This window comes from Streptomyces sp. NPDC001544, assembly GCF_042894285.1.
Classification (GTDB): domain Bacteria; phylum Actinomycetota; class Actinomycetes; order Streptomycetales; family Streptomycetaceae; genus Streptomyces.
The window spans coordinates 434,320-452,827 of the sequence record NZ_JBIAVN010000003.1 but is presented as its reverse complement, the minus strand read 5'-3'; the positions used below and the strand labels follow the sequence as shown (position 1 = coordinate 452,827).

The 18,508-nt window shown below is 69.1% G+C and carries 16 protein-coding genes and 1 pseudogene; 9 read left to right on the top strand and 8 right to left on the bottom strand.

Translation table 11 applies throughout. The features are described 5' to 3' along the window. Nucleotides 1-13: 13 nt before the first annotated feature. Together ACFY0F_RS12085 and ACFY0F_RS12080 are read left to right on the top strand one after the other, a co-directional pair. On the top strand, nt 14-295 hold the full coding sequence (locus ACFY0F_RS12085) for a DDE-type integrase/transposase/recombinase (protein ID WP_388792140.1): 282 nt from the start codon (nt 14-16) through the stop codon (nt 293-295). Between the two features lie 55 nt (nt 296-350). Continuing rightward, the gene (locus ACFY0F_RS12080; protein WP_388792138.1) at nt 351-782 is read left to right on the top strand and encodes a hypothetical protein; all 432 of its coding nucleotides are present in this window, start codon (nt 351-353) and stop codon (nt 780-782) included. 334 nt (nt 783-1,116) lie between these two features. Here the strand turns inward: ACFY0F_RS12080 and ACFY0F_RS12075 are convergent. Both ACFY0F_RS12075 and ACFY0F_RS12070 read right to left on the bottom strand, forming a co-directional pair. Then, nucleotides 1,117-1,233 (bottom strand): annotated as a pseudogene (locus tag ACFY0F_RS12075) (DUF397 domain-containing protein); the annotation flags it as partial. A gap of 655 nt (nt 1,234-1,888) precedes the next feature. Then, nucleotides 1,889-4,276, bottom strand: a complete 2,388-nt coding sequence (locus ACFY0F_RS12070; RefSeq protein WP_388792136.1) for a transglycosylase domain-containing protein — start codon at nt 4,274-4,276, stop codon at nt 1,889-1,891. Between the two features lie 318 nt (nt 4,277-4,594). Between ACFY0F_RS12070 and ACFY0F_RS12065 the strand changes: the two genes are divergently transcribed. The 3 genes from ACFY0F_RS12065 to ACFY0F_RS12055 are packed head-to-tail and all read left to right on the top strand — an operon-like array spanning nt 4,595 to nt 8,132. Then, nucleotides 4,595-5,119, top strand: coding sequence for a PadR family transcriptional regulator (locus ACFY0F_RS12065; RefSeq protein WP_388789524.1), 525 nt, complete (start codon nt 4,595-4,597; stop codon nt 5,117-5,119). Continuing rightward, nucleotides 5,116-5,805, top strand: coding sequence for an ABC transporter ATP-binding protein (locus ACFY0F_RS12060; RefSeq protein ID WP_388792134.1), 690 nt, complete (start codon nt 5,116-5,118; stop codon nt 5,803-5,805). The genes ACFY0F_RS12065 and ACFY0F_RS12060 overlap by 4 nt, the downstream gene beginning before the upstream one ends. Beyond that, on the top strand, nt 5,802-8,132 hold the full coding sequence (locus ACFY0F_RS12055; protein ID WP_388792132.1) for an ABC transporter permease: 2,331 nt from the start codon (nt 5,802-5,804) through the stop codon (nt 8,130-8,132). Before ACFY0F_RS12060 ends, ACFY0F_RS12055 begins: the two co-directional genes overlap by 4 nt. 34 nt (nt 8,133-8,166) lie before the next feature. On the opposite strand, the gene ACFY0F_RS12050 is transcribed toward ACFY0F_RS12055, so the two are convergent. Further along, a complete protein-coding gene (locus ACFY0F_RS12050) occupies nt 8,167-9,114 on the bottom strand; it encodes a LysR substrate-binding domain-containing protein (protein ID WP_388792425.1) in 948 nt (315 codons plus the stop codon). A 140-nt stretch (nt 9,115-9,254) separates the two neighbouring features. Between ACFY0F_RS12050 and ACFY0F_RS12045 the strand changes: the two genes are divergently transcribed. The 3 genes from ACFY0F_RS12045 to ACFY0F_RS12035 all read left to right on the top strand — a co-directional run bounded on the left by ACFY0F_RS12045 (nt 9,255) and on the right by ACFY0F_RS12035 (nt 11,217). Continuing rightward, nucleotides 9,255-9,809, top strand: coding sequence for a peroxiredoxin (locus ACFY0F_RS12045; protein ID WP_388792130.1), 555 nt, complete (start codon nt 9,255-9,257; stop codon nt 9,807-9,809). A gap of 6 nt (nt 9,810-9,815) precedes the next feature. Then, nucleotides 9,816-10,358: an alkyl hydroperoxide reductase gene (locus ACFY0F_RS12040; RefSeq protein WP_388792128.1), complete on the top strand. Its 543-nt coding sequence runs from the start codon at nt 9,816-9,818 to the stop codon at nt 10,356-10,358. A gap of 319 nt (nt 10,359-10,677) precedes the next feature. After that, entirely contained in the window at nt 10,678-11,217 is a 540-nt protein-coding gene (locus ACFY0F_RS12035) for a hypothetical protein (protein ID WP_388792126.1), read from the top strand. 71 nt (nt 11,218-11,288) lie between these two features. Here the strand turns inward: ACFY0F_RS12035 and ACFY0F_RS12030 are convergent, their stop codons facing one another. The 5 genes from ACFY0F_RS12030 to ACFY0F_RS12010 form a co-directional block, all read right to left on the bottom strand. After that, a complete protein-coding gene (locus tag ACFY0F_RS12030) occupies nt 11,289-12,620 on the bottom strand; it encodes an AI-2E family transporter (protein ID WP_388792125.1) in 1,332 nt (443 codons plus the stop codon). Between the two features lie 160 nt (nt 12,621-12,780). Next, a complete protein-coding gene (locus ACFY0F_RS12025; RefSeq protein WP_388792124.1) occupies nt 12,781-13,491 on the bottom strand; it encodes a lytic transglycosylase domain-containing protein in 711 nt (236 codons plus the stop codon). Between the two features lie 417 nt (nt 13,492-13,908). After that, nucleotides 13,909-15,234 carry a PhoH family protein gene (locus ACFY0F_RS12020; protein WP_388792123.1) on the bottom strand — a complete coding sequence of 442 codons (1,326 nt, stop codon included), beginning with the start codon at nt 15,232-15,234 and terminating at the stop codon, nt 13,909-13,911. A gap of 376 nt (nt 15,235-15,610) precedes the next feature. Next, a complete protein-coding gene (locus tag ACFY0F_RS12015) occupies nt 15,611-16,384 on the bottom strand; it encodes an isoprenyl transferase (RefSeq protein WP_388792122.1) in 774 nt (257 codons plus the stop codon). 770 nt (nt 16,385-17,154) lie between these two features. Further along, nucleotides 17,155-18,027, bottom strand: coding sequence for an LLM class flavin-dependent oxidoreductase (locus ACFY0F_RS12010; protein WP_388792121.1), 873 nt, complete (start codon nt 18,025-18,027; stop codon nt 17,155-17,157). Between the two features lie 60 nt (nt 18,028-18,087). On the opposite strand from ACFY0F_RS12010, the gene ACFY0F_RS12005 reads away from it, so the two are divergent. Then, nucleotides 18,088-18,468, top strand: coding sequence for a DUF192 domain-containing protein (locus ACFY0F_RS12005; RefSeq protein ID WP_388792120.1), 381 nt, complete (start codon nt 18,088-18,090; stop codon nt 18,466-18,468). Nucleotides 18,469-18,508: the final 40 nt, after the last annotated feature.

The following is an 18,508-nucleotide window of genomic DNA, read 5'->3' as shown; positions in this document are numbered from 1 at the left end:
CGCAGAGGGCGATATGCGACCCCATGGCGGCGAGCATACGGCCGGTAACGCAATCTTTCACACCGACCACGGATCGCAATACACATCTCGCCAATTCCGGGAATCCCTGGCCGAGTCGGATATCCGTCAGAGCACTGGCCGAACCGGCTCCTGCTTCGACAACGCCGCCGCGGAAAGCTTCTTCGCCGTACTCAAATCCGAGATCGGCACCACGGCCTGGCAGACCCGGGCGCAGGCGTGCTTCAGGCCAACCTCTTCAAGTACAGCGACGACACCGGAGATAAATATCCGTTGACATCTCCTCCGGTCCTGCTGTAGTAAATGATCAACATATTTCTGGGGGTAATTGCATGGCTAGCAAAGCAAAGTTCGGCACACTCGTGGCCGGCCTGGCTCTCGCTCTGGGGCTCGGGGTGACTCCCGCGCACGCTGCGGACTACAGGTACCACGGGGATTGCAGCACCGAGGGTGCCAGCGGTTCCATAGCCACCAGCGGGTGGCAACGCGGCGTCGGCCAGAGGACGGTGCCGTCCATCAAGCTCAAGGTCTATGACTGGGTCGAGGACGGCCACCATGTGAGCATCCGTGTGGTGGCGTACTACGCCGACGGCTCCAAGGGGTACTACCCCTGGCACTCGGACTACGACGGATACGGCACCTCCAAGGAGTTCGACACATCCGCCACCGCGGGCGGGGTCAGCGGGATCTGGGACCTCGGCATCGAGGTCGCCCGATTCGAGGGCTCGCACCTGCTGAACTACTGCTCGGCTGGCGTCTCCTGACGCCTGCTCTGCCGTCACCCGTGTGCCTTCCCGCGACTCCTGCCGAGGGGAGGCACACCGGCTCGGGGCAGGCGCCCGACAATCGGGCGCCGAGCACGCGGACGGCGGGTAGCTGTCGACCGGGAGCGCCGCGCTCGTGCTGACGCGGATCTGTGGGCGAGGGCCCGGCCGAGAAACCGCCGAGCTCGCGGCAGGACCGGCCCCAGGTCCTCCTTCGCCTCGTCCGCCCGACACCCGGCAGGGGCGCCTTGGCGAAAGACATAGCGGCACCCCGCTGCAGCCCCTGTTGTCAGCTCTGCAGGCGCCCCGCCTTGAGCACCCCGACGGACGGCGCTCACGTACCGGCTGCCAGGACGAGCGCAGGCCCGTTCTGGTTCTTGCTGTCGCGGACTTGGACAATGCCGGGCACGCCGTCGGCGACCTCCACGCAGTCGCCGCCGTCGCCATTGCTGCTCTTGTATCAGACCACGCTTGGTCCATGTGACGCTCAAGATCCATCGGAACGCATCGAGCCGTCGCTGTTTGCACAGGGCACAGGAAGGCGTCCGGCCAGGACAGGCGACCACCCACCCCCGACGACAGCACCCGCTGCGCCGCCGAACCGCGACACGCAGTGCAACGGCATCACATTGCCCTTCCTGGACATGGATCTGCCGATGTTCGCGCGTACGTACGCACCACCCGACGGTCTCATCAAGCTCGGCAGCAACACCGCGACTGCCCGCGCGCTCGCCACCGTGCTCCGCGAAGCGGCCGACCGGTGAGCGGCCTCGCCGCACACGTCACGATGCTCACCACCGCGAAGTCCGTACCTGAGTTACGACAACAACTGCGCCGCGACCCCCGCGCCCTGCCGATCCTGGTACACGCCACCCGCGATGGATGAGTCCGGCCGGGGCGTTGCCCTCGTGACCGCACTGGCACTGCTGTGGTCTCGGAGCAGAACGGCGGCGGCACCGGAACCTCCGGCAGTCCCTTGGGACGCATCGACACCCGTAGAAAGACGCCGACGTCACCAGTTGAGACACCGCCACACGGCGGATCGACAGCACCACCGAGAACGCGAGGGGCGCCCGGCACCCGCCGGGCGCTCCTCGCTGTTGCTGCTACTGATCGAGCGGGTTGATCGGATCTTCCGGGTTGTCGGGCGTCGTCGCCGAGTTCGACGGGCTCGCCGGTGGCGACGACGACGGGGGCTCGGACGACGGCGGCGGGCTGCTGCTCGCCGGGGCCGACGGTGACGAGGACGACGGGGGCGGGGAGGATGGCGGCGCGGAACTGTGCGGCGCGGACGTGCTCGGGGACGGCGGCGGGGAGAGGGTGGGGCTCTTCGTCGGCTCGACCGCCGCGCCCTGCGTGGTGTCGAGGTCGAACTTGGCCTTCTGCGTGACGCCGAAGGTGTACGCCGCCCAGATCTGCGCCGGGAACTTACCGCCGTCGACGCGCGGCAGGCCACCCGCCCCGTACATCGGGACGTGGGCGCCGGTCTTCTTGGCCTCGCCGAACAGGCCCACGGAGGTGACCAGGTCGGGTGTGTAGCCGGTGAACCAGGCGGACTTGTTGTTGTCCGACGTACCCGTCTTGCCGGCCACCTGCTGGCCGTCGCGCAGCGGGTTGTCCGCCACGGACCTCTTGGCCGTACCGTCGTCGACCACGCCGGTCAGTACCGAGGTGACCGTGTCGGCGGCCTTCCGGCTGATCACCTCGCTGCCGATCGGGTCGGGCATGTCGACCTCGCTGCCCTTCTTCTCGGCCGACTTGACGATGGTGGGCGTCACCTTCTTGCCGTGGTTGTCGAAGGTGGCGTAGATCCCGGCCATCTCCAGCGGGCTGGCGCCCATGGAGCCCAGCGTCTGCGCATACACCGCCTGCATGCCCTTGGTGTCCATGCCGAGCTTGTTCGCCGTGGACATGACCTCCTCCATCCCCACGTCCACGCCCATCTGTGCGAAGACGGAGTTGACGGACAGGTTCATCGCCCGCTGGACGGTGATCTTGCCATAGCTCGCGTCGCCCTCGTTGGGCGGGCCGAAGCCGACCTTGGTGCCGTTGTCCACGACCTGGCGGCCACTGGTGCCGTCGTAGACCGTGTCAGCGGTGATCGGTTTGCCGTCCTGCGTCTTCGCGTTGCCCTCCAGCGCCGCGGCGAGGATCACCGGCTTGAACGTCGACGCGGGCTGGTAGTCCCTGCGGGTGGCGTTGTTGTAGAAGTGGTCGAGGTAGTTGCGGCCGCCGTACAGGGCGACGATCCTGCCGGTCTTGGGGTCGACCGAGACGGCCCCGGCCTGGACGTCGTCGTCGACCTTGCGCTTCTTCGGGTCGAGCTTGCTGATCAGCTGGGTCTTGACGGCCTGCTCCAGCGCGGCCTGCTTCTTCTTGTCGATGTTCAGGGTGATGGTCCAGCCCTGCCTGCGGACCTTGGCCTCCGCGTCGGACTGGGAGAGGCCTTCCTTCTTCATCAGCTGCTGCTCGAGCTGCGTGTTGGCGAGAGCGACCAGGTAGCCCTTCTGGCCGTTCAGGCCCGGGTCGCCCTTGGGTTCGTTGGGAATCGGGAACGTCATGTCCTTGCGCTGGGCGGCGTCCAGCCAGTGTTCCTCGACCATGTTGTTCAGGACGTAGTTCCAGCGTGCCCTCACCAGCTTCTTGCCGGTGGAGGTTGCGGCCTGCCAGTCGTACTGGCTCGGCGCCTGGAGCAGTGCGGCGAGGTAGGCGCCCTGCGCGACGCTGAGCTTCTCGGCGTCGACGCCGTAGTAGGCCTGGGCGGCGGCCTGGATGCCGTAGGCGCCGCGGCCGTAGTAGCTGGTGTTGATGTAGCCGGCGAGGATGTCGTCCTTGTGCTCCTCGCGGTCCACCTTCAACGAGATGACCAGTTCCTTCAGCTTGCGCGTGACGGTCTGGTCCTGGTCGAGGTAGTAGTTCTTGACGTACTGCTGGGTGATCGTCGAACCACCCTGCTTCCCCTTGCCGGACAGGGTGTTGATCAGGCCGCGGGCGGTGCCCCGGAGGTCGACGCCGTTGTCGTGGTAGAAGCTCTTGTTCTCCGCCGCCACGAAGGTCAGCTGGACCTTCCTGGGCACCTTCGACAGGTCCACGGACTCCCGGTTGATCGTGCCGTCACGGGCCAGGATCTTGCCGTCGCTGTACTTGTAGACGTTGCTCTCGCCCTGCGCGAGTTTGTTGGCCGACTTGGGAATGTCGACGGACAGGTAGAGCGCGGTGAACCCGCCGATGCCCAGCAGGCACAGCCCGAAGACCGTGCCGAGGATCTTCTTCCAGGTGAACAGCCTGCGTATCCGGCCCTTGGCGGGCTTGGCGGACTTGGCGGCTCTGCCTCTCGTCGCGGCGCGGCTGATGTGCGCCGTGGGTTCTGCGTTCGCCGCCGGCTGGGCGTCCGTCGCGGCCGGGGCGTTCGCCGTGGGCTGCGAGCGGTGGCGTTTGGGCGCCGCGCGGCGGCCACCGCGCTGTCGCGCTCGTCTCTCTTCCGCTCGTCCCATGAATCCCTACGCTCGCTTCCGTCTCAGGTCAGCTCTGAAAGCTAACACCGCTCTATATGACAAAGGAGATACGATCCGCTCTTTTACGGACGTGACAATCAGCACGCCATCGCGGGGCAACCAGTACTCCCCCCAAGGGAACCGACGGTCTTCAGGGTCGCGGGGTTGCCCGGAACGCCAAAATCCCCGGGAAGAGCCCGATCCCGCCGTGTAGCAGAACCGTGACAATCGGCCCCCACCTGCAGGGCGGCACTGCCCGCCACGGGCTACACACTCGGCGTATACATGCCGCGTATACACCGTGTGTAGTGTGCGGCCATGTCCATCGGTCACACCCTTCTGGGACTCCTGGAGTCCGGCCCGCGCCACGGCTACGACCTGAAGCGGGCCTTCGACGAGAAGTTCGGTCACGACCGGCCACTGCACTACGGCCAGGTCTACTCGACGATGTCCCGGCTGCTGAAGAACGGCCTGGTCGAGGTCGACGGGATCGAGGCGGGCGACGGGCCCGAGCGCAAGCGGTACGCGATCACCGACGCCGGCATCACCGACGTGGAGCGGTGGCTGGCGACGCCGGAGCAGCCCGAGCCGTACCTCCAGTCGACCCTGTACACCAAGGTCGTGCTCGCGCTGCTCACCCACCGCAACGCCGCCGACATCCTCGACACCCAGCGTTCCGAGCACCTACGCGGCATGCGGATCCTGACCGACCGCAAGCGCAGGGGTGACCTCGCGGACCAGCTGATCTGCGACCACGCCCTCTTCCACCTCGAGGCCGACCTGCGCTGGCTGGAGCTGACCGCCGCGCGCCTCGACAAGCTCCGTGAGGCGGTAACCCGATGACTCCTCCCCCTGGCTCCCTGCTCGTCGCCGAGGACCTGCGCAAGGCCTACGGTCCGACCCTCGCCCTGGACGGCGCCGGGTTCTCCATCCACCCGGGCGAGGTCGTCGCCGTGATGGGCCCCTCGGGTTCCGGGAAGTCGACACTGCTGCACTGTCTCGCCGGGATCGTGCCGCCCGACTCCGGCTCGATCCTCTATGACGGGCGGGAACTCGCCACGATGAGCGACGCCCAGCGCAGTGCGCTCAGGCGCAGCGAGTTCGGGTTCGTCTTCCAGTTCGGCCAGCTGGTGCCCGAGCTGACCTGCGTGGAGAACGTGGCGCTGCCACTGCGGCTGAACGGCACGTCCCGCAAGCAGGCCGAGCGCACGGCGCTCACCTGGATGGAGCGACTGGAGGTCGACGACCTCAAGGGCAAGCGGCCCGGCGAGGTCTCCGGCGGGCAGGGGCAGCGTGTCGCGGTGGCCCGGGCGCTCGTCACCGATCCCCGGGTGCTGTTCGCCGACGAGCCGACCGGCGCGCTCGACTCGCTCAACGGCGAGCGCGTCATGGAACTGCTGACGGACGCGGCCCGGTCGACCAACGCGGCCGTGGTGCTGGTGACGCACGAGGCCCGGGTGGCCGCCTACTCCGACCGCGAGATCGTCGTACGGGACGGCAAGTCGCGGGACATGGAGCGGGCCATATGAACCTCAAGCAGTGGTCCAGGGATCTGGCCATGGGGGCCCGGTTCGCCGTCACCGGCGGACGCGAGGGCTGGGTACGGATGCTGCTGACGGGCGTCGGCGTCGGGCTCGGCGTGGCGCTTCTGCTGATGACGACGGCGATACCGAACGCGCTCACGGTGCGCCACGAGCGCGAGCAGGCGCGGCGGGACTACACGTACAGCCAGAAGACGATGCCCAAGGCGGACGACACCCTGGTCATCGCCGACGTCGACTCGCAGTTCCGCAAGAGCGAGATCCGCGGGCGCCTGGTGGAGCCCGAGGGGCCGCACGCGCCGCTGCCGCCCGGTGTGGAGAAGTACCCGGCGACCGGCGAGATGCTGGTCTCCCCCGCGCTGAAGTCACTGCTGGCCTCTGAGGACGGGAAGCTGCTGCGGGAGCGGCTGCCGTACCGGATCGCCGGGACCATCGGGGAGAGCGGTGTGGTCGGTTCGCACGAACTCTCCTACTACGCGGGGGCGAAGGGGCTCGCGGCGCGGATCGACCACTCCCAGGTGGACCGCATCGACAGCTACGGCGACCGGAAGCCGACGCAGGAGAAGACGGACCCGGTGCTGCTCCTGCTCGTCCTCGTCGTCTTCGTCGTGCTGCTGATGCCGGTCGCCGTGTTCATCGCCGCGGCCGTACGGTTCGGTGGCGAGCGGCGCGACCGCAGGCTGGCGGCGCTGCGCCTGGTCGGCTCCGACGGCCGGATGACCCGCCGGATCGCGGCGGGCGAGGCCCTCGCGGGCGCGCTGCTCGGGCTGGCCCTCGGCACTGTCTTCTTCCTGATCGGCCGTGAGGCGGCGGGCTCCGTCGAGATCATGGACTTCAGCGTCTTCCCCAGCTACCTCAACCCCTCCCCCCTGCTCGTCGCCCTGGTCGCGGTCGCGGTCCCGGCGGCGGCCGTGGCGGTCACGCTGTTCGCGCTGCGCGGGGTGGTCATCGAGCCGCTGGGTGTGGTCCGTACGGCACGTCCGCCCCGCCGGCGCCTGTGGTGGCGGCTGCTGCTGCCGCTGGCCGGGGTGACCATGCTCTACCCGATGATCGGGAAGGGCCACGACAACGGGGACTTCAACCAGTACCTGGTCGCCGGTGGTGTCATCCTGCTGCTGGTCGGCGTCACGGCGCTGCTGCCGTGGGTGGTGGAGACGGTCGTCGCCCGGCTCGGCTCCGGCGGGGTCGCCTGGCAACTGGCCGTACGGAGGCTTCAGTTGAGCAGCGGCACGGCCGCGCGCATGGTCAACGGCATCGCCGTCGCGGTGGCCGGGGCGATCGCGCTGCAGATGCTGTTCTCCGGGGTGGACAGCGAATACACCAAGCAGTCGACCAACGACCTGAGCCGGGCACAGATGGAGGTACGGGTGCCGAACGGGGTGCCACTGACCTCGGCGGCCCGGAAGTTCGCCGGCACCAAGGGCGTGCGCAAGGCAACGGCCCTGGCCGACGGCGATCTCGCGACCAGGCGCAAGGGCTCCGAGACCTACAGCCAGTTCAGCGCCGGCGACTGCGACGCCCTGCGCGAGCTGGCCACGCTGCCGTCCTGCCGGGACGGTGACGTCTTCCTCGTCAAGGGAGGCGAGCAGGGCACCGACGTGTCGAAGTTCGCGCGTCCCGGCCGGACGCTGTACTTCGACCCGTCGTTCTCCGACGACCCGGGCAAGGAGGTCGCCTGGACCGTGCCCCCGCACATCAAGCCTGCCCGGTCCATCGCGGACCCGACGAACGTGCGGCGCGGCGGCATCCTGATGACCACCGGCGCGTTGCCCGCGAAGGCGGCCGGGGGGCTGTACGAACACGTCTATCTGTCGCTGGACAAGTCCGTTCCGGACGTGGAGGAGTACGCGCGCAACACGGCCGCGCAGATCTCCCCGATGACGGACGTCATGGTGTGGACGTCCAGCCAGCGGTCCGCCCAGTTCGCCTCCATCCGCACCGGTCTGCTCGTCGGGGCCGTCTGCGTGCTGGCGCTGATCGGGGCGAGCCTGCTGGTGTCGCAGCTGGAGCAGTTGCGCGAGCGGAAGAAGCTGCTCTCCGCCCTGGTCGCCTTCGGTACCCGGCGGCGCACGCTGAGCCTGTCCGTCCTGTGGCAGACGGCCGTCCCGGTCGCGCTCGGACTGCTGCTCGCCTCCACGGTGGGCCTGACGCTGGGCGCGGTACTGCTCCGTATGACGGACACGCCCGTGCGCGTCGACTGGGCGAGCGTCCTGTCGATGACCGGCGCCGGCGCGGCGGTCGTCCTCGCGGTGACCCTGCTCAGCCTGCCGCCGCTGCTGCGGCTGATGCGGCCCGAGGGGCTGCGGACGGAGTGAGGTACGAGGGGACGGGACACGGCGGCGCGTGGTCCTAGCCGCTCTCCCCCAGGACCCGTACCGGCAGCGGCCGCAATGCCTCGCGCAGGGCGGCCGCGAGCTCCTGGTACTCCGCGCCGCGGGCCGCGCCGGCGCGCATGGCGAGGGCTATCCGGCGGCTCGGGGCGGGCTCGGCGAAGTAGCCCGCGAGGAGCTGGTTGCTCCGGGTCGCCTCGACCTTGAGGGCGGTGCGCGGGAGCAGGGTGCAGCCGAGTCCGCCGGCGACGAGCTGGACCAGGGTGGCCAGGCCCGCCGCCGTGGTGGTGACCGGGGCGTCCTCGCGCCCCGCCTCCCGGCAGATGTCGAGCGCCTGGTCGCGCAGGCAGTGCCCCTCGTCGAGGAGCAGCAGGTTGAGCTCCTTGAGGGCCTCGCGCGGTATGCCCTCCCGGCCGCCGAGCCAGTGATCGAGGGGGGTGACGAGCACGAAGTCCTCGTCGAACAGGGGCAGTTCGGTGACACCGGGGACGCCGAGGGGGACGGCGAGGAGCAGCAGGTCCAGCCGGCCGCTGGTCAGTCCCTCGATCAGGTTGGCGGTCTGCTCCTCGTGGACCTGGAGGTCGAGGTCGGGGTAGCGGTCGTGGACCAGGTCGATGACGGTGGGCAGCAGATAGGGCGCGACCGTCGGGATGACCCCGAGCCGCAGCACGCCCGTGAACGGCGCCCGTACCGCTTCGGCCTCCTCCAGCAGCGCCCCGACCTCCTCCAGTACCGCCTTCGCCCGTACGGCCAGACGCTCACCGGCGGGTGAGAGCAGCACCTTGCGCGTCGTACGCTCGAGGAGCGTGACCCCGAGGGTCTCCTCGAGGGCCGACACCGCACCGGACAGCGCGGGCTGGCTCATGCCGATGGCCGCCGCCGCGTCCCTGAAGTGCAGGTATTCCGCCACGGCGGCGAACGCGCGCAGCTGGGAAAGGCTGGGCTGACGCCGCTTGCCGATGCCCATGGACACTGATAGCCACCTCCGATCAACCCGACCGAGTGTAGCTATTTCCCGAATCAATGCTCCCTGTGCCAACATCGAGATCGTCCAACCCATGGGAAACACCCGCAATCCGGGTGTTTTCCTCGCTGCAAGGAGAGCGTGTGCTCACTGTCGGTGACAAGTTCCCCGAGTACGAACTGACCGCCTGTGTCTCGCTGGAGAAGGGCAAGGAGTTCGAGAAGATCGACCACAAGACCTACGAGGGCAAGTGGAAAGTGATCTTCGCCTGGCCCAAGGACTTCACCTTCGTGTGCCCGACCGAGATCGCCGCGTTCGGCAAGCTGAACGAGGAGTTCGCCGACCGCGACGCCCAGGTTCTCGGCTTCTCCGGCGACTCCGAGTTCGTCCACCACGCCTGGCGCAAGGACCACGACGACCTGCGCGACCTGCCGTTCCCGATGATGGCCGACTCCAAGCACGAGCTGATGCGCGAACTGGGCATCGAGGACGAGGACGGCTTCGCCAAGCGCGCGGTCTTCATCGTGGACCAGAACAACGAGATCCAGTTCTCCATGGTGACGGCGGGCTCGGTCGGCCGTAACCCCAAGGAGGTCCTGCGGGTGCTGGACGCGCTGCAGACGGACGAGCTGTGCCCCTGCAACTGGAGCAAGGGCGACGAGACGCTCGACCCGGTCAAGCTGCTGTCCGGGGAGTGATCTGACATGTCGCTCGACTCCCTCAAGTCCCGGGTACCGGACTACGCCAAGGACCTGAAGCTCAACCTGGGCTCGGTCATCGGCAACTCGGACCTGCCGGCGCAGCAGCTGTGGGGCACGGTGCTGGCGACGGCGATCGCCTCCCGTTCCCCGATCGTGCTGCGCGAGCTGGAGCCCGAGGCGAAGGCGAACCTCACGCCGGAGGCCTACACGGCGGCGAAGTCCGCCGCGGCGGTCATGGCGATGAACAACGTCTTCTACCGCACCCGTCACCTGCTGTCGGACCACGAGTACGGCACCCTGCGGGCGGGCCTGCGGATGAACGTCATCGGCAACCCCGGGGTCGACAAGGTCGACTTCGAGCTCTGGTCGTTCGCCGTCTCCGCCATCAACGGCTGCGGCATGTGCCTCGACTCCCACGAGCAGGTGCTGCGCAAGGCCGGTCTCGACCGTGAGGTCATCCAGGAGGCGTTCAAGATCGCCTCGGTGGTGCAGGCGGTCGGCGTGACGCTGGACGCCGAGGCGGTATTGGCCGAGTCGGCCGAGTAACCCGCCCCCACGCGCACTGCGGCCCCCGCCCATCGGATGGGCGGGGGCCGCAGTGCGCGTGTCGTGTGTGACGTGGACCACTCGTCCCGTCCGGGGTCAGGGACCAGGAGTGAACAAGTCTTCGAACGATGTCCGGTTCTTGCCCTCACGTGAGGAAGCTCCACAAGCGAAGAGTCATAACGGAGTTGCGACCTCCACTTCGCTTTCGTTTTTCTGATCGACAACTGCAAAGACGGTCTGGTTAGCTCCCCCCGACCACATCGATACCGCCGGCCTGCGCTTCCCCGGCGGTTGCCCGAATGCATCACAGGGGGATCTCATGTCCGTTCGAGACCGTTTCTCCGCGAGGACCGCGCTGGCCGCGGCCGCAGCCGGTCTGGGTGTCCTCGGGGCGGCCGCTCCGCAGGTCGCCGCCGCCGACCAGCCGGTGCCCAGCATCTCCGTCAAGGCCGACAAGCACACCAGGGCGATCGCGGCGGCACAGCCCAAGGCCGCCGCCGCGGGGGCGACCGTGTGCGGTACGGGATACAACCTCTACCAGGCGGAAATGCTGCCCGACGCGTCACGCAAGGGAACTCTCTTCGTCTACGTCAAGGGCAGCAACCCGGCGAGCAACGACGCTCCCACCTGCGCCATCCTCGACAACAACACGTCGAGCGCGAAGTGGATGAAGATCAAGATGTGCTCGAACTACATCGCGGAGGGCTGCGACAGCGACTCGGGCACCTTCTCCGAGTACGCGGGCCCCGTCTACCGCAACCACGGCGGCTGCGGCGAGGTCACGTCGCTGATGAAGTCCTCTTCCAGTTCGAGCACCTACATCATCAACGCCATTCGGGACACCACGAACTGCAACTAGCCGGCACTGCGGCGATCGTGAGCCGGGGCGCAGGTGCGGCTGCAAGGCCACCTGCGGCCTCGGCCGCGCCGCTACTCGGCTCCGTGCTCGTCCGCTACGGCTGACGGCTCGCTCTCCACGGCCGCCGGCTCGCCCGGCAGCGCGGCCGCTTCCTCCGAGTACGCGCGCAGATACCCCACCACGGTGTTCGTCACCGCCACGAGCGGTACGGCCACCACCGCGCCGCCGATGCCGGCCACCATGCCGCCCGCGGCGACCGTGAGGACGACGGCCAGCGGGTGGACGCGGACCGCGCGGCCGAGGATGAACGGCTGCAGGACGTGGCCCTCGATCTGCTGGACCGCGAGCACGACCGCGAGGGTCATGACGGCCGCGAAGACGCCCTGGGTGACCAGCGCCACCATCACCGCGAGCGCGCCGGAGGCGACGGCGCCGACGAGCGGGATGAACGAGAACAGGAAGATGAAGACGGCCAGCGGGACGGCCATCGGCACGTTGAGGAAGTAGATGCCGATGCCGATGAAGACCGCGTCTATCAGTGCGACCAGGACCGTGCCGCGCACGTAGGCGGTCAGGGTGCGCCAGGCGCGCGGACCGGCGCCGGCCACACCCGGGCGGGCCGCGGCGGGCACCAGCTTCAGGAACCACTCCCAGATGCGCTTGCCGTCGTAGAGGAGGAACAGGGTCGAGAAGAACACCAGCAGGATGCTGGTGAGGCCCTCGATGATGACCTGAACGCCCTCCAGGCCCGCGGACGTTATCTGGTCGGCGTTGGCGCCGATCGCCTCGCGGAGGTTCTTCGCGATCTGGTTGATCTGCTTGTCCGTGACGTGGAACGGGCTCTTCAGCAGCCAGTCGCGCAGGTCGTCGATGCCGGACTGGATCTGGCTGGAGAGCGTGTCGATGTTCTCGATGACCTGCCAGGTCACGAACCAGCCCATGAGTCCGATGACGACGAACCCGCCGATGGCGGTGATCGCGGTGGCCGGGCCGCGCGGCACTCCGCGGCGGGTGAGCCGGGCGACCGTCGGCTGCAGCAGCGCGGTCACCAGCAGGGCGATGACAAAGGCGAACACCACGAGCTGGATGGCGCTGATGACCCGCATCAGCACCCAGAGGGTGCCGGCGAGGACCAGCAGCCGCCATCCGGCTTCGGCCGCCACCCGCACCCCCCAGGGCACCGCCTGGGCCGGGTCGGGACGTGGGCCGGCCGGGGGCGCGGCCCTGCGTGCGGCCGGCACGGGGGCCGCGTCGGCGGCGGGCCTGGCGGCGGGTTCCGGCGGGGTGTGCGAGGGATCAGGGCCGTTCTCGCGTTCGACTTCGGCGCGGCGCTCGTCCAGGCGCCCGCTCACCTCGGTGAGACCGGCACCGAGTTTGCCGAGCCACACTGGTACTCGTGACATGATCCGTCCTCTTCCCCCGTGTCCCCGGATACGCCTCACCACTCCCCTCTGGAGTCGTCGTGTCCGACCGTACAGGGCAACAGCCCCTCACCCTAGGACGGGGAGGGGCTGCACAAGGTTGAGATGGGGTGCCGGAAGCACCGTAACCGGTGTGGGCCGATCAGTAGTTGCCGTTGGCCTGCCAGTACGACCAGGCGTCACACGGGCTGCCGTAACGCACGTTCATGTAGTTGAGGCCCCACTTGATCTGCGTGGCCGGGTTGGTCTGCCAGTCGGCACCGGCGGTCGCCATCTTCGAGGCGGGCAGGGCCTGGACGAGACCGTAGGCGCCGGAGGAGGCGTTGGTCGCACGGTAGTTCCAGCTGGACTCGTGGTCCACGATGTTGCTGAAGCACTGGAACTGCCCGGCCGGCACGATCTGACGCGCCATCGCCTGGATCTGCGCGATGGTGTAGGAGGTCTGCACCGGGAAGCTGGAGGCGTCGCGGACGTCGTCACGGCTGGCCGCCGCGGCCTTCGTCTCTGCGCGGTCCTTGGCTTCCTTGGCCGCCTTGGCCGCCGCCTGCTCGGCGGCCGCCTTCTTCTGGATCGCCGTGTGGGCGGCCGCCTTGCGGGCAGCTTCCTCGGCGTCCTTCTTGGCGCTCGCGTCCGCCGCGATGGCCGCGGTGTCCGCCTGCTGCGTCAGGGACGCGGTCTGCACCTGGGCCTGCTGACCCGCGGGGAGGTCGGCGAGAAGCGTGGTGTCGGCAGCCGTCGGCTCGGCGTCGTTGTTCTGCGCGACGCTGCCCGAGGCAACTCCGACGACGCTTCCGACGGCGGTGACCGCGGTGGCCGAGGCCACTGCGAGTCCCCGGACCGAAATCCGGCTCACACGGTTTCCTTCCAGCATCGTCCGCTTCGGTGACCCTGGCGGACGCAATCGTGCCCCTGACACTGGCCTCCCAACTGCGGGTCACGGAGGCGCGGGCCCGGTGGACGACTCCCGCTACGGGAGCGCCGTGTGAAGCTCGGGCGGCATACGACATCGCTATGGAGTTGGACGTGGTGTTCCGGTGTTGCCCTACCGCTGGGGGTACAGGTGTGTCGTATGCGGGGCCTGACAGGAATGAGACTCTGCCGTAACCGGACGCCGGGTGGCAATTCCGAGTTGCGTGTGAAAGCTCACATCCGGTTTGGTCCAGCGGATTTCCAGAAACGGCCACACACGACGGCGCCGCCCGGCTAGGCTCTCGGCCTTTTGCCGGACGGCGCCAACTCGCGGGTCAGTCACCCATGTTGGTCACTCGGGTCAGATGTGCCCCTCTTCGAGCATTTCGGTCACAAGTGCGGCGATCTGGGACCTCTCGGACCGCGTCAGCGTGACATGCGCGAAGAGCGGATGACCCTTCAGTTTCTCCACGACGGCGACCACACCGTCGTAGCGGCCGACTCGCAGATTGTCCCGTTGTGCCACGTCATGAGTCAGAACCACCCGTGAATTGGCGCCGATTCGGGACAGAACAGTCAGCAGGACATTCCGTTCGAGTGACTGCGCCTCGTCCACGATGACGAACGCGTCGTGCAGCGAGCGCCCGCGGATGTGGGTGAGCGGCAGAACCTCCAGCATCCCGCGCGCGGTGACCTCCTCGATGACCTCGCGGCTGGTGACCGCCGAGAGGGTGTCGAAGACGGCCTGGGCCCAGGGGCTCATCTTCTCCGCCTCGGAGCCGGGCAGATAGCCGAGCTCCTGCCCGCCGACCGCGTACAGCGGGCGGAAGACCATCACCTTCTGGTGCTGGCGGCGCTCCAGGACCGCCTCCAGGCCCGCGCACAGCGCCAGCGCCGACTTGCCGGTGCCGGCCCGGCCGCCCATCGAGACGATGCCGACGTCGGGGTCGAGGAGCAGGTCGAGCGCGATCCGCTGCTCGGCGCTGCGGCCCTTGATGCCGAACGCCTCACGGTCGCCGCGCACCAGCCGCACGTTGCCCTCGGCGGTGACCCGGCCGAGCGCCTTGCCGCGCTCCGACTGGATCGTCAGGCCGGTGTGCACCGGGAGGTCGGCGACCTCCGGCACGTACACGTGGCCTTCCTCGAAGAGGACGTCCACCTGTTCGCCGGGCAGCGTCACTTCGGACATCCCGGTCCAGCCGGAGGAGTCCGTGATGGCGAGCTCGGCCCGGTACTCCTCCGCGAGGAGCCCCACGGAGGACGCCTTGATCCTCAGGGGCAGGTCCTTCGACACGACGGTGACGTCGTACCCCTCGGCCTGCAGGTTGCGGGCGACCGCGAGGATGCGGGAGTCGTTGTCCCCCAGGCGGTAGCCGGTCGGCAGAACGCTGGGGTCCGAGTGGTTGAGCTCGACACGGACGGTCCCGCCGAGTTCCCCGATCGGGATGGGGGCGTCGAGGCGACCGTGCTTCACCCGGTAGTCGTCGAGCAGGCGCAGGGCCTGCCGGGCGAAGTAGCCGAGTTCGGGATGGTGCCGCTTGGCCTCCAGCTCCGTCACCACGACGATCGGGAGCACGACCTCGTGCTCCTCGAAGCGGGTGAGGGCGTTCGGGTCGGCCAGCAGGACGCTGGTGTCGAGAACATAGGTGCGCCGGTCTGGCTTGTGGCGCTTTGTGCTGGTCACCACGGAAGGACGTACCCCCTCGGATGAGGTCGGGGAGCGACGAAGTGAGACTGGGCCGGGCGGGCGGGAACCAGTCGGGCCGGAAGCCGGCCCTGGCGCGTGGCGGGCCGAGAACCGGCCCTCCGCGGCTGCGTCCGTGCTGTGACCGCACGGTCGGGCTGGTGCAAAGGGCCTCCCGGGCGGACGGCCCCGAGCCGTCCGCTGAGATGCGACGCCCGTGGTTCGGGTGTCGACCTGCTTGGCTTATGCCCTCGAACAAGCGGCGCCATGCAAGAGCATGGGACAGCGCGCCGGTGAACTCCTTGTTACACCCGCTCGAAGTGGGGTATACGAGCGCCTTTCACCCCGGAGGTACGTCCAGGGAGCGGGTGCCCGCGGATCAGCCGCCGTAACGCCGATGACGTGCGGCGTAGTCACGCAGGGCGCGCAGGAAGTCGACCTTGCGGAAGGCCGGCCAGAAGACCTCGCAGAAGTAGTACTCCGAATGGGCGGTCTGCCACAGCATGAATCCGGACAGCCGCTGCTCACCGCTGGTGCGGATCACCAGGTCGGGGTCGGGCTGGGCGCGGGTGTAGAGGTGACGGCCGATCATGTCGACGTCGACGGACTCGGCCACGTCCTCCAGGGACAGGCCCTTGTCCTGGGCGTCGTGGAGCATCGAGCGGACCGCGTCGGCGATCTCCTGGCGGCCGCCGTAGCCGATGGCGACGTTGACCAGTATTCCGTCGACGTGCGCGGTGGCCTCCTCGGCCTCCTTCAGCGTCCTCTGCATCTGGGAGGGCAGGATGTCGGGCGTGCCGACGTGGTGCACCCGCCAGCGGCCGTCGGCGGCCAGCGTGCGCACGACGTCCTCGATGATGCCGAGGAGGGGGACGAGCTCCTCCTTGGGCCGGTCGAGGTTGTCCGTCGACAGCAGCCAGAGCGTGACGACCTCGACGTCGGTCTCGGTGCACCAGCCGAGGAATTCCTCGATCTTCTCGGCACCGGCCCGGTGGCCGTGGACGGTGCTGGAGCCGGCGGCCTTCGCCCACCGGCGATTGCCGTCCATGATGACCCCGATGTGCTTGGGCACCTGAGCGTGGTCCAGGTGGCCCTCCACCCGGCGCGCGTACAGCCTGACCAGCAGACTGCGCACCTTGTCGCGCAGGTTCACGTGTTCGTCAGCCCCTCCGGTGTGGCGGTCCCCGCGGGCGCAGCCTACCCCTGCGGGGCTTCGGCGGTGGATTCCTGCCCCCGGGCCCCGCCCTTGGGAGGCCGCTGGAAGGCCCCTCGGGAGACCGCTCGCCAGGCCGTCGGAAGGCCGCTCGCGAGGCCGCTCCCGTGGGAAGAAAAACGGGCCGGTCCGTGGGGGGGAGACGGACCGGCCCGAGGGGGGGCTTCCACCATAACCCTTCGTAAGGGCGGATGCGTGCATCCGCGCCCCACAACTACTCTCCGAAGTCACCCGGCGACGCGGAGCTGAGTAGGGAACGCTTCAGTCAAGGGGTTCGGACGGCCAAAACACGGCCGATTCCCAGGCAAACGAGCCGTTTACGGATGGATCCTGAGGATTTACGCCCTCTTCGGACCCACTCGACCACTTGTCTCCCCCGTCCCCCCGACGGGCGACCCGGTCGCGAACGGCCGCTTGACGCGTCCGTCGACGGGATTCGAGCACCGCGCAGCCCCCTCCGCTGCGCGGCCCCGCTCACGCAGCTTTGCTTACGCGAATTACCTTGGTCTGAACTTACGCGAACGGACACGCGGATGCGAGGCTCGACGGATAACAATGTGGAAACTCCGGGCGGACGACAGGTGAACGAGGCCGATCTCGACCGGCCGCGGGGCGTGAACTCGACGGCAGGAGGGCGTCGGGCTCGTGCTCGTACGCCACCTCGGTCATGGCGAGGAGTGTGGCAGGGCCCACTGACAACGACTGCCGCGCTACGGCAGGAGCGGCCGGACCTCCTCGGCGGTGAACCGTACGAAGCCCTCGGGATCCGGCTCGTCCCCCGTCGGCTGGAGGACCACCGTGTCGGCCCCCGCGTCCGCGAGCCGCCGCACGGCGTCCGCGACGGCTGCCGCGTCCCCGGCGACCCCGAGCTCCGGGACGGACTCCAGCCCCTCCGCGACCAGTTCGGCCCGGAGGCGGTCGGCGGCGCCGGGCCCGGTCGCCGTGAGGAGATAGACGACGACCTTGTGCGCCCCGGTACGCCCCGCCTTCTCCCGGCCCTCCTCGATGAGCCGGCATGCCCGGCGTACACCGTCCGGCGGCGTGGCGGCGGTGAGGATCGTGCCGTCGGCGGCCTCACCGGTCAGCCGCAGCGTACGGGGCCCGGTGGCACCGGCGAGGACCTCGACGGCGCCGTCCGGGGGCCAGTCGAGGGCGACCCCGTCGAGCTTCACGTACCGTCCGTCGACGCTGACCCGCTGCCCGCCCAACAGGGCCCGCAGCGCCTCGAGATGCTCCCGCAGCAACGTCACCGGAGACTCCGCCCGGGCGCCGACCTGCCCCATCCAGTCCTGCACACCGTGCCCGACGCCGACGATCGCCCGCCCCGGGAACATCCGGTGCAGCGCGGCCGCCTCCATCGCGGTGATGGCCACGTTCCGGAGCGGCACGGGCAGCAGGCCGACCCCGATCCTCACCCGCTCGGTCCACGCGAGCGCGGCGGCGGCCGTGGAGATCCCGCCCTCCAGGAAGCAGTCCTCCCACAGCCAGAGTTCCTCCAGCCCCGTGGAGTCCGCGATGCGGGCCACGGATCGGAGTCGCTCCGGGGGGAGTTGGGGACGGAAAACGGCGCCGAGAGCAGTCATGTGCCTTTCGTAGCCCGCCGAAGGCATGCGTCACAACTCTATTTGGGTACGGTCGGCAGCATGGGGCGCTGGCGGGACGGGCGGGGCACACTCACGGTTCTGGGTGACGGCGGCACGGCCGGCATCCCCCTGGAGATCGCCGCCTCCTACCGTGCCCGCACGAAGGGGCTGCTGGGCCGGGACTCCGTGGACGGCGCCATGCTCCTGTCCCCGGCCAGCGGTGTGCACACCTTCCGCATGCGGATACCCATCGACGTCGCCTACCTGGACCGCCGACTGAAGGTCGTCGCCGTACGCACCATGCGCCCCGGTCGCCTGGGCCTGCCCCGGCTGCGCGCCCGGCACGTGCTGGAGGCGGAGGCGGGGGCGATGGCGGGGTGGGGGGTTCGGGTGGGGGTGCGGGTGGCAGTGAGGGTCGACCTCGGGGCCGAGGGGGACTGACACGCCCGCTGCCGTAGCAATTGGTGGGTATGCGCCAGGC